Origin of the sequence: Endozoicomonas atrinae (assembly GCF_001647025.1) — a bacterium.
In the GTDB taxonomy this organism is placed as follows: domain Bacteria; phylum Pseudomonadota; class Gammaproteobacteria; order Pseudomonadales; family Endozoicomonadaceae; genus Endozoicomonas; species Endozoicomonas atrinae.
In genome coordinates this window covers 1-9184 of sequence record NZ_LUKQ02000214.1, presented here as the reverse complement: position 1 = coordinate 9184, position 9184 = coordinate 1, and the positions used below count along the sequence as shown (strand labels likewise).

12 protein-coding genes are annotated in these 9184 nt (G+C 48.6%); 4 read left to right on the top strand and 8 right to left on the bottom strand.

The window, feature by feature from the left end; all coding sequences use genetic code 11:
• On the bottom strand, positions 1–174 hold a 174-nt coding region (locus AK963_RS31500), incomplete at its 3' end, for a transposase (protein WP_139117575.1).
• Between the two features lie 61 nt (positions 175–235).
• A complete protein-coding gene (locus AK963_RS21565; protein ID WP_066017488.1) occupies positions 236–952 on the bottom strand; it encodes a hypothetical protein in 717 nt (238 codons plus the stop codon).
• Between the two features lie 267 nt (positions 953–1219).
• On the opposite strand from AK963_RS21565, the gene AK963_RS21560 reads away from it, so the two are divergent.
• Entirely contained in the window at positions 1220–1624 is a 405-nt protein-coding gene (locus AK963_RS21560; RefSeq protein WP_066017487.1) for an acyl-CoA thioesterase, read from the top strand.
• A 50-nt stretch (positions 1625–1674) separates the two neighbouring features.
• Here the strand turns inward: AK963_RS21560 and AK963_RS21555 are convergent, their stop codons facing one another.
• Positions 1675–2304: an HvfX family Cu-binding RiPP maturation protein gene (locus AK963_RS21555; RefSeq protein ID WP_238593810.1), complete on the bottom strand. Its 630-nt coding sequence runs from the start codon at positions 2302–2304 to the stop codon at positions 1675–1677.
• A 68-nt stretch (positions 2305–2372) separates the two neighbouring features.
• Here AK963_RS21555 and AK963_RS21550 point away from each other — a divergent pair, with 68 nt between their 5' ends.
• Together AK963_RS21550 and AK963_RS21545 are read left to right on the top strand one after the other, a co-directional pair.
• Positions 2373–2969 (top strand): RNA polymerase sigma factor, encoded by a 597-nt coding sequence (locus tag AK963_RS21550; RefSeq protein ID WP_066017486.1) that lies wholly within the window; start codon positions 2373–2375, stop codon positions 2967–2969.
• A complete protein-coding gene (locus AK963_RS21545; RefSeq protein WP_066017485.1) occupies positions 2963–3196 on the top strand; it encodes an anti-sigma factor family protein in 234 nt (77 codons plus the stop codon). Before AK963_RS21550 ends, AK963_RS21545 begins: the two co-directional genes overlap by 7 nt.
• A 16-nt stretch (positions 3197–3212) precedes the next feature.
• Here AK963_RS21545 and AK963_RS21540 read toward each other — a convergent pair whose 3' ends face one another.
• The 4 genes from AK963_RS21540 to AK963_RS21525 all read right to left on the bottom strand — a co-directional run bounded on the left by AK963_RS21540 (position 3213) and on the right by AK963_RS21525 (position 6256).
• Positions 3213–4214, bottom strand: coding sequence for a C45 family autoproteolytic acyltransferase/hydrolase (locus tag AK963_RS21540; RefSeq protein ID WP_066017484.1), 1002 nt, complete (start codon positions 4212–4214; stop codon positions 3213–3215).
• 83 nt (positions 4215–4297) lie between these two features.
• Positions 4298–5062 carry an HvfC family RiPP maturation protein gene (locus tag AK963_RS21535; RefSeq protein ID WP_175404595.1) on the bottom strand — a complete coding sequence of 255 codons (765 nt, stop codon included), beginning with the start codon at positions 5060–5062 and terminating at the stop codon, positions 4298–4300.
• A complete protein-coding gene (locus AK963_RS21530; RefSeq protein ID WP_066017482.1) occupies positions 5055–5906 on the bottom strand; it encodes an HvfB family MNIO-type RiPP peptide maturase in 852 nt (283 codons plus the stop codon). The genes AK963_RS21535 and AK963_RS21530 overlap by 8 nt, the downstream gene beginning before the upstream one ends.
• Positions 5906–6256, bottom strand: a complete 351-nt coding sequence (locus AK963_RS21525) for an HvfA family oxazolone/thioamide-modified RiPP metallophore (RefSeq protein WP_066017481.1) — start codon at positions 6254–6256, stop codon at positions 5906–5908. Before AK963_RS21525 ends, AK963_RS21530 begins: the two co-directional genes overlap by 1 nt.
• 250 nt (positions 6257–6506) lie before the next feature.
• On the opposite strand from AK963_RS21525, the gene AK963_RS21520 reads away from it, so the two are divergent.
• Positions 6507–7859: a PP2C family serine/threonine-protein phosphatase gene (locus AK963_RS21520; protein WP_066017480.1), complete on the top strand. Its 1353-nt coding sequence runs from the start codon at positions 6507–6509 to the stop codon at positions 7857–7859.
• Between the two features lie 59 nt (positions 7860–7918).
• Here the strand turns inward: AK963_RS21520 and AK963_RS21515 are convergent, their stop codons facing one another.
• A complete protein-coding gene (locus AK963_RS21515; RefSeq protein WP_066017479.1) occupies positions 7919–8977 on the bottom strand; it encodes an aldose epimerase family protein in 1059 nt (352 codons plus the stop codon).
• Positions 8978–9184 lie beyond the last annotated feature (207 nt).

Here is a 9184-nt window from a genome sequence, read left to right as displayed (position 1 = left end):
AAGCTCTCGGGTTTTCAGGATGCAATACTCCCGGCAACAACACAGAGGGCATTCAAAACCATTCGCCCAGCGCCATTTGAAAAACTGATCTCGGCATTGCTCTTCCTGTCCGTATTGCTGAAAGAACGCCACAAGGCTCATGCCTTTCTGAAACTGGATTTTGTTTTTGGCCATGACACGTCTCCTAATTCAAGGAAAACCAGTGTCGTAAGTTTAGACGAGAAAATGGCTTAGGTTAGGTGGTAATCAGGTAAATGTTTGGGTAACTGTCAGCTATCATAACTTCAGACAGGGTTTTCTCTTTTAGAACCTTCGTAATAATCTCACCGCTTTCTTTGAATGTACTATGGATCCTACAAAATAGTTTTAAGTGAAGTCTATCAATACTCTCAAAATCGGCTTCAAACCTCGGGCGGAGCTGATGATCCACATCAAGACACTTTTCTTTATATTTGCAATAAATCAATAATGCCGTTTTGATAAAGCAACCGAGCCTGTCGGTATTGCCCGTCAACGTAATTGGAATGTGGCGGAACTCCTCGAAATAACCTTCGATGACATCAACAAGATGAGCTTTTAAATCGGTCATGCCAAAGCCTCTTATACAGCAGGTCAACACATTCCCTTGATATTTTTCAAAAAGGTCATCATAAAGTTTTTTATAGTTACTGTATGTCGGATCTGTTGCTGCTTCTTTCTTTGCCTCCTCTGCTTCCTCGGATTCTATTGACTCCATCCGCCTTTGATGAAGGGGAACCCTGTGAGTGGAAGCATAATGCAGTCGTCTTACTTCTAAGCCAGTCTGACTGTGCTCCAGCTTTCTACCGAAGGCTACCATGTTGGCAGGTGGCTGAGTTTCTGCAGTGAAGGGACTGTGCTTCGGGGCAATATGTTCTCTGGATGACTGATCGAGCGTGATGCGTTGCCCTGGGCTGGTCATGGGAGTTGCCATGTTAAGAAACCTGTGCCTTGGTGAAAATCCAACGTCTACCTGTACTCTTATTATAATTTTGTGCTGATGTATTTAATGTTACTTATCAGGAGTCTTTGGGTAAGCAGGTTTACGATTCCTGTTTTTCATGGCCAATGGGCAGATTAATTTTAAAGAGAGCAGGCAATTGTCCCATAAGCTTGTACAAAAATAGATGAGAAGTCATAGTTTCGCTATTCGTTGATGATGTGATTCAATTAAGCAATTCATTTTTCGAGAGAGTAAAGCATGCCATTCAGTCTGGAGATGAAGGTTCGTGACTATGAGTGTGACTTGCAGGGAATCGTAAACAACAGTGTCTACTTCAACTATCTGGAGCATGCACGGCATGAGTTTCTGCACGCTAACGATATCGACTTTGCCAGACTGGCAGCAGAGAAGATTAACCTGATGGTGCTGAGAAGTGAGATGGATTACAAAATGTCGCTGGTACCCGGGGATGAGTTTTATGTAGAAGTAGAACCGGTACGGCTTTCCAAACTGAAATTTGGTTTTAAGCAGAGAATCTTCCGTAAACGGGATAACAAGCTGGCTATTGATGCCCTGGTTATTGGTACTTCGGTGAATGCTAAAGGAAGGCCTTTTCTTTCTGAAGACATTGACCGGGTATTTCCTCTTGTTGAAATGGCATGATGATTAAATGACAAAAACGTCAGAACGTGTCTGACGTTTTTGTCTTCAGCTTATTTTTTCAACAGCTTTCTTTCCATGTAGTAATCCAGACTGACATAACGCCCGGCTCCCTGAAAAAAAAGCACCAGCAACATCAACAGGTAGGTTGCCGCAAACTCAATGCCATTGTTCAGAATCACCGGTTTGCCAAACTCGGTAATGTAGTGGTAGCGGCCTGGATGGTTCGACTTCAGCCAGCCCAGAAAACCATTCAGCCTTTTTGTTGCTTCAGCGGCGTGTTCATTGGGGGCAACGCTGCCGGGATCGGCAATGGCCTGCCAGCCATGGGGCCAGTGCACCGCGAAAATAGCAACCAGCATGGTGATGGTCAGAGGGATTGAAATCAATCGAATTCCCATACCCGCCATCAGTAGCACCGCACCGATAATTTCTGTCCAGGTTGCCAGTGCCGCCATCAGCCAGGGGAAGGGGAGAGCAAGACCGTGCTCAAACCACATCACAATATCGTCAAAGTGTGCCAGTTTATTGGTGCCGGCAATCCAGAAGATGGGGGCAAGGTAGAGGCGAAGAGCCAGTAGCGGAAGTCCATCAGCGTGATGGAGGTAATCCACTGTTTTTTGATAGAGTGACACAATCTTATTCATGGCTGTCTCCCTGGGCTTTTTATTGTCGTTATTCATTCAACGCACCAGGGAGAAGATTGTTACAGTGTGAATGTCATTTTTTTCATTCCTGGATTTGTAACGGTATGGACGATGAAACGTTATTAATTAAACAGGCTCAAAACGGTGATCAGCAGGCATTTACGGTGTTGGTGAGGCAATACTACCGCTTGATGCGCTTTGTTGCTCTGCCTATTGTAGGCGAAAGCGATGCGGATGAAATTGTTCAGGAAGCCTGGTTGACGGTGCATCAGAAACTGCCGGAATGGGAGCCCAGGGGCAGCTTTAAAGGGTGGTTGCTGACCATTACTGCCAATGAAGCCCGTTCCCGTTACCGCAGGCAGAAGCGGGAATTCCTGTCCGATGCTCCGGAAGAGGAACCGATGGCTCACCGCTTTAAGGCCAACGGCCATTGGCAGCAGCCTCCGTCTAACTGGGATCTGGGAGGGCCAGAGGCATTATTGGACAAACGTGAACTGATGGATTGTCTGAACCATAAAATCACCACGTTGCCAGAAAAACAGCGTCTGGTGTTTGGCCTGAAAGATCTCAGCCAGATGTCACTGGAAGAGATCGCTGGCTTTATTGACGAGTCGGCGGCGAATGTCAGGGTTCTCCTGCATCGGGCGCGGGCAAAGCTGTATTCCGGTATTGAACATTTTCAGGAGACAGGCATATGTTGAAATGTCGGGATATCGAGCGCATGGCGGGTCAGCTTCAGGATGATGAGCTGAACTGGCGACAGCGCCTGAGTATGCGGATGCACCTGATGATGTGTCGTCATTGTCGCCGTTTTGTCAGACAGTTTGCGGCCATAAAAAAGCTGGCCGAGCGCTCTGTCAGTGAGCAGGCTTCTGATGATGAAGTACAGTCAGTAATGGATAAAATTAACAGTTCACCCAAAGGGTAGAATACCCCTTGGGTTTTCAGTCAAAGGTAAAACTGTCAAAACCTGCCATTGGATCAAAACCTTCCCTTAGCAGCATTTGTCGTTCACGAAGATCCATCAGCAACGTTACCAGCGTCCCACCGTTACCAGTCAACTCATGGTAGCTGTAAGGGCGCAGAATCGGGTAAGGCTGCTCATTTTCGTTGAGTAGTTGCTGCATAGCGTTCAGGTCTAATTTGGCCGTTTGCTGAATCGCCTCCCTCAACTTTTTCAGCCGGGTTTCTGTACAGTGGCGAGTTGAAGTGGGCTGAGCCTGCCCAGATTGAAGGTAGTGATTGGTATGGAGGTAAACCGGCTGTTCTGTTGATTGAAACCAGGGCTGATCCGGTGCCAGTTCTACGGCAATGGTAGTCTTTTGATCGGCGACCATGACATGACTGGCCTTTCCGGCACCATGGCTTTTGATCAGCGCTCTGGCCTCCTCTAAGGACTGGCATTCAAGCAGTGCCCTGAGCAGAAAATGCACCGGTAGACCGGTCAGTTTCTGATTGGCGGGCAGAATATTCAGACAGACACCAAGCCCGGCAGAGTTCATTCCAATCTTGGCCAGCATTCCGGGTTCGGTCATGGTCAATAGTCGGTGGCCCGATTCCAGTTCAATATCTGCCAGGGCTAATTGACCTTCCAGAGCCTGGGCCCAGTCCCAGTTTTGTCCCAGCAGGCCCTCCTGAGGAAAGGCGATGGAGGAACATTCGGTGGGAGCGGGGGATGACATGAGTTCACTGCGGCCGTTGATGCAGTAAATCCAGAATGGCTCAACACCCGACGCTTCGGCTATGGCATCCATTTCAACCCGGTATTCAGGCTTGAATGCCATCAGCCGTTGCATCAGCAGGTCCACATGGCTCTGCAGCATTGTTCTGTCGGTTAGAAAGCGGGAGCGATAATAGTCCAGTACTGTAAGGATCTCTTCACGCATCAGCTCACCATGAAGGTGTCCACGCTCTCTGGCTGATCCGGTTAGCTGCAGCTTTTTCATTGTTGGTCACCCTGCACGTTGTCACAGCCTCCTATTATTGCTTCTCCTCCAATGATTTTGACAAGAGCTGGAGTCAATTTTCTTCAACAATCGGCAACCGCTCCCAGAATCAGGCCCAGTTGATGATAGTTCACCAGTGCCTGCTCAGCGTATGGTTTAACCTGAACTCGCTCGGCCGTCGTCAGGTGTTGCAGTGTCTGGTTGATCAGCAGCTCCCGGTTCAGCGGCTGATCAAGGGTAGAGGCTGTTTGAAACAGCTGCCAGGCCAATGCATCGACAGTAAGAAACCGGGTTTCATTTTCCTGACGGTAAATAATCAGCAGGGTTGGTTGTTCTGGAGCGGTCTGTGGCTGAAAGTCACGGCTGATTTTATGAACAGGGTATTGATAAGCACCGGCTACGGCATTGACTGACCATATCAGCTCGTTTTCACTGTCTGAAAAATCAGTGATTACCTCGGCTGGTGGTTCGTTCTGTTCATTGCCCAGCAAATGGGTTTCCAGCCATTCATAGTGAGCCAGCTCCTGAAGAAAGGGTGGCAGAGTGTGCGATTGATCAGACATCGGAGCTGAATTAAGCCAGGCCAGGAACTCTCCGGAGATATCAATAAAATAGGGAGAGCTGGCATGGTGCTCAATCATAAAGCGATCCACCAGATGATTGATCTGAGCTTCCGTCAATAGCTTTGTCAGCACCGGAAAGCCCTGGCTGACAAAGTTGACGATATTGTTTCGGATCAGCCGGGGATAAACGGCAAAGCGCTCGGACTTTATCTGATTAAACGGATTATCGGTCTGATGACGTATAGCCTCAGTGAACTGCTGCTGCACTACCTGAAAATCATCCACAGGCATACTCCTTCTGCTGATTCATCACGGACTGCTGAATTCGGCGTATTGAATCAAGTTCTGCAACCAGCTCATGTAATGGTGGAATGTTAAAGTCCCGTTCCAGCAGCGTTGGGAAAACACCATGGTATTCATACGCTTTACCCAGCAGCTGCCAGACATCATCGCGAACCGGCGCACCATGACTGTCGATAATCAGATCCGGCTGCTCAACATAATGACCGGCAATATGGCCATAGCTGATACGCTCGGATGGTAACTGCCGTAAAAATGCATCCGCGTCATAACCATGATTGATGCTGTTCACAAAAATATTGTTGATATCCAGCAGCAACTCACAGTCCGCCAGCTCCAGCACTGTATTGATAAACTCAATTTCCGGCATCTGCTGCCCGGGAGCGCAGTAATAGGAGACATTCTCCACCGCAATGGGCTCACCCAGAACGTCCTGGGTCTGCTTGATGCGGTCAGCAACGTAGCGGGCAGCGGCTTCCGTAAACGGGATTGGCATCAGGTCATAGAGGTGTCCCTGGTCAGAACAGTAACTCAGGTGCTCGGTATAACGAACCACCTGATGCTCCTGAAGAAAACGCTTAATCGCTTTCAGCAGATCCATATCCAGTGGGGCAGGACCTCCCAGTGACAGGGAAAGCCCATGGCAAACCAGCGGTGTATGCTCAAGAATCTGCGCCAGCAGTTGACGTCTTTGCTTCGGGGCTTTAATCCAGTTTTCCGGGGCTACCTCCAGAAACTGAACGGTGGATGGCACCTCGCTGGCCATGCTCTGGAGATGCTCCCGGCGCAGGCCAAGGCCTGCACCGCAGAGTGAATGAAGAGGCTTCATCAGGCGGCTCCACACTTGCCTTCGCCGCACTTGCCTTCTTCATCCTTGCTGGCTGATTCACCGCACTTACCCTCACCACACTTGCCTTCATCCGCTTTGACGGCAGTGTCACCACCGCATTTGCCCTCGCCACACTTACCTTCGTCCGCTTTTACCGGTGCCGATGAAGCACCGCATTTGCCTTCACCGCAGCGTCCTTCATCCACTCGCTTCTCAGCCAGCACAATGCCTTCATAGCCATGGTTCAGTGAGGTGATGGAGCCGGTCATGTCGGCGCTGACGGTGACGGACGCTGCGGAAACCAGGGTGGCGGCAACCAGGTTGGTCAGTTTGCTGGTTTTTGTTGTCATGGTGACTCTCCTGTCGTTTTTACCGACCGCAAATCGCGGGCTTATCAATACAACGAGGGAGTCGGTGAGATGTTACAAAATAAATTAAAAAAAACGCTAACGTCCCTGGTTATTTCCATCAATGCAGCCTGAGCATTAGGTCTTCAGGATGTTTTAACCGCTGGCCTTATGGACGAAAAATCTATCGGAGGTTGAACAACTTTTAAAACCAGGGTTCTAAAGAGGTTCCAGACAATTTATGAGTTGAACTATGCCTCTTACTATCGATATAGCCGCTGCTTCTAATTTATTTACTGCAGAGAGAGCTGGATCAGCAACGAAAAAACGCCGTACCAGTGATGAAAATACACCACCTGCCATTCAGAAAGGGGTTAGCTCTGCTGAAGCCAATCCTTTCCACTTTTGCCGTGGGAACAATCATAGTCCCAGGGGCATGCATCCTCTGAGTAGCACTAGCCTGGCCGTGTTGAGTAATCCGGAAAACAGAATGGGGGATCAGACAAAAGATGAACACGAGAAGCTGAAACGAGCACAAACGGAGTTTTTTGTAAAACGAGCCGGTAGCTCGGAACCAGCGGTGATTGAGCAATGGATTGAATCAGCACTTGCACAGAACATGACAAAAGCCAATGAGAGGAATGTTTGGATAAGGGGTGATAGCGGCCTTACTCAGCAAACTTCCTCTGTGAATATGGGCAACTTCTTATATGACCCTTTTATAAAAGCCACTTCTGCCAATGCTCAATACAAAAGTGTAAAAGATGAAGATACTTTTTTCTCTGGCAGTATTGAGCTTGTCGTTGGCGGCAAGCTAACGTCTTTTTTCTATTCCATTGTTTGCGATGGCCATGGAGGCCAGAATGTATCCAGGCAGATTCAATCAGAATTTCCTGCAGTGCTTTTTGATGCTATACAGCGCTCCTGCCATGGGCAGGTGAGCACTTCCAGTATCTACTGTGCTTTGTCACTGGCATTCGAAAATATTCAACAGCGGGTAGATGAAAACATCAAAAAAATTCCACAGGGAAAGCTGAATAAAGGTATGGGTTCAACTGTCAGCCTAATGCTTCAGACCGGTCAATATGCATGGTTTGCTAACCTTGGTGATACCCGCTCCATTGTTATGCCCAATGACAAAGGGATTGTTCTTCAGGCTACTGAAGATAGCCGGTGCAGTAATCCTGAGCATCAACAGAAAATTGTGCAGCAGGGGGGCTTTGTTAAAAATAATAAAGTTAACGGTGTATTGTCTGTTACCTCTGCAATCGGTCTCTATTTTTTTCCTCCAAATAGAGATACTGAAACTCTTGAAATCAGTTCTTTAATCAATCCTGAACCCAGGATTACTCGTGTGGATATTGATAGGTTTCCATGGGTTGTTCAGGCATCGGATGGTTTGTGGGATATGGTTTCTAACTCAGAGGTTAGGGATCTGGCTCTACAATATGGCACTCCAGATGAATTGGCCAGAATGCTGCTTAATACTGCCGAAAGGAATTGGGACGACGCGCTGAGCAGGTTTCCGCCCGGTAAACGCAGGCCAATTGATGACATCAGTGTGTCTGTCACGCAATTCAGTAAGGCAAGGATGGAGATTGCATAAAGCTGAGTGCTGCTGGCAAGAATTACCGGCAGCACTTAAGTCCCTTTTTTATAGTCAGGTCAAATCACTCCAAACCGGAACACTGTTTTCTCCTGGTAGGTGTCACCTGGGTTCAGCTGAGTCGATGGAAACTCAGGTCGGTTTGGTGAATCCGGAAAGTGCTGGGTCTCCAGACAGAAACCGGCCCGCATACCGTATTGGCTGCCACCTCGTGCGGGCTCACCTTCCAGATAGTTACCGGTATAGAACTGAACGCCCGGCTGAGTGGTAAATACCTCAAGTGTTCGGCCACTTTCAGGCTCTTCTACCCGGGCGACAGGGTTCAGAGGATGGTCATTACCTCTCTTCATCCAGATAACCCAGTTATGGTCGTATCCTCTGGCCTGCTTCAGCTGAACAAAGCTCTGGCCTATATCCTGGCCCATAGGCTTCATGGCGGTGAAGTCCATGGGGGTGTTGTTAACCTGCTCAATCTCACCATAGGGAATAGAGGTCTCATCCGTTGGGGTGAACTGGCTGCAGTGAAGTTGCAGTTTATGATTCAGGCAGTCTTCGCTGCCGTTAAGGTTGAAATAGGCATGGTTGGTCAGGTTAACCACAGTAGGGGCATCCGTCGTTGCCCGATACTCAATACCCAGCTCGTTCTGGTTATTCAGGGTATAGGTGACGTTAACATTGAGTTTGCCGGGGTAACCCTCTTCACCATCTTCTGACTCATAGTGAAGGGACAGTGTGCAGAGGTCGTCTCTGGTATGAGACTCTGCATGCCAGAGGCGATGATCAAACCCGACCTTGCCACCATGCAGGTGATTGGGTGCATTGTTGCAGGCCAGCTGAAACAGCTCACCATTCAGAGCAAATTCTCCCCTGGCGATACGGTTGGCGTAACGGCCAACAATGGCGCCAAAATAAGCACTGGATCGCTCGTAATCAGCCACCGAGTCACATCCCAGGGTGACTTCGCCCAGATCGCCAGCGCTATCCGGAACACGAATGCTCTGGATAATTCCCCCCATGGTCAGAATGGTGACTTCCATGCCTTTCTGGTTACAGAGACGGAAGGCATAAACCGGTTCACCGGAGCGCGTGGCTCCAAACACTTCCTGAAAAATCTTCATAATTACGCCATTGCTCTGAAAAACAAATCTCCCACCTTCACAGAAAAGTGGAGTGAGGCCTTGGGATTACGCACAAGGTTATACCAATCGCATTTTCTAAATCCTTAAGCTGCCGCCAACTATGCTTAGGCATCATTACCATGCATTATCTAGAACAGATGTCTCGTCGACCACAGCTACCCGAAGGTTTTAATGATGTTGATTTTC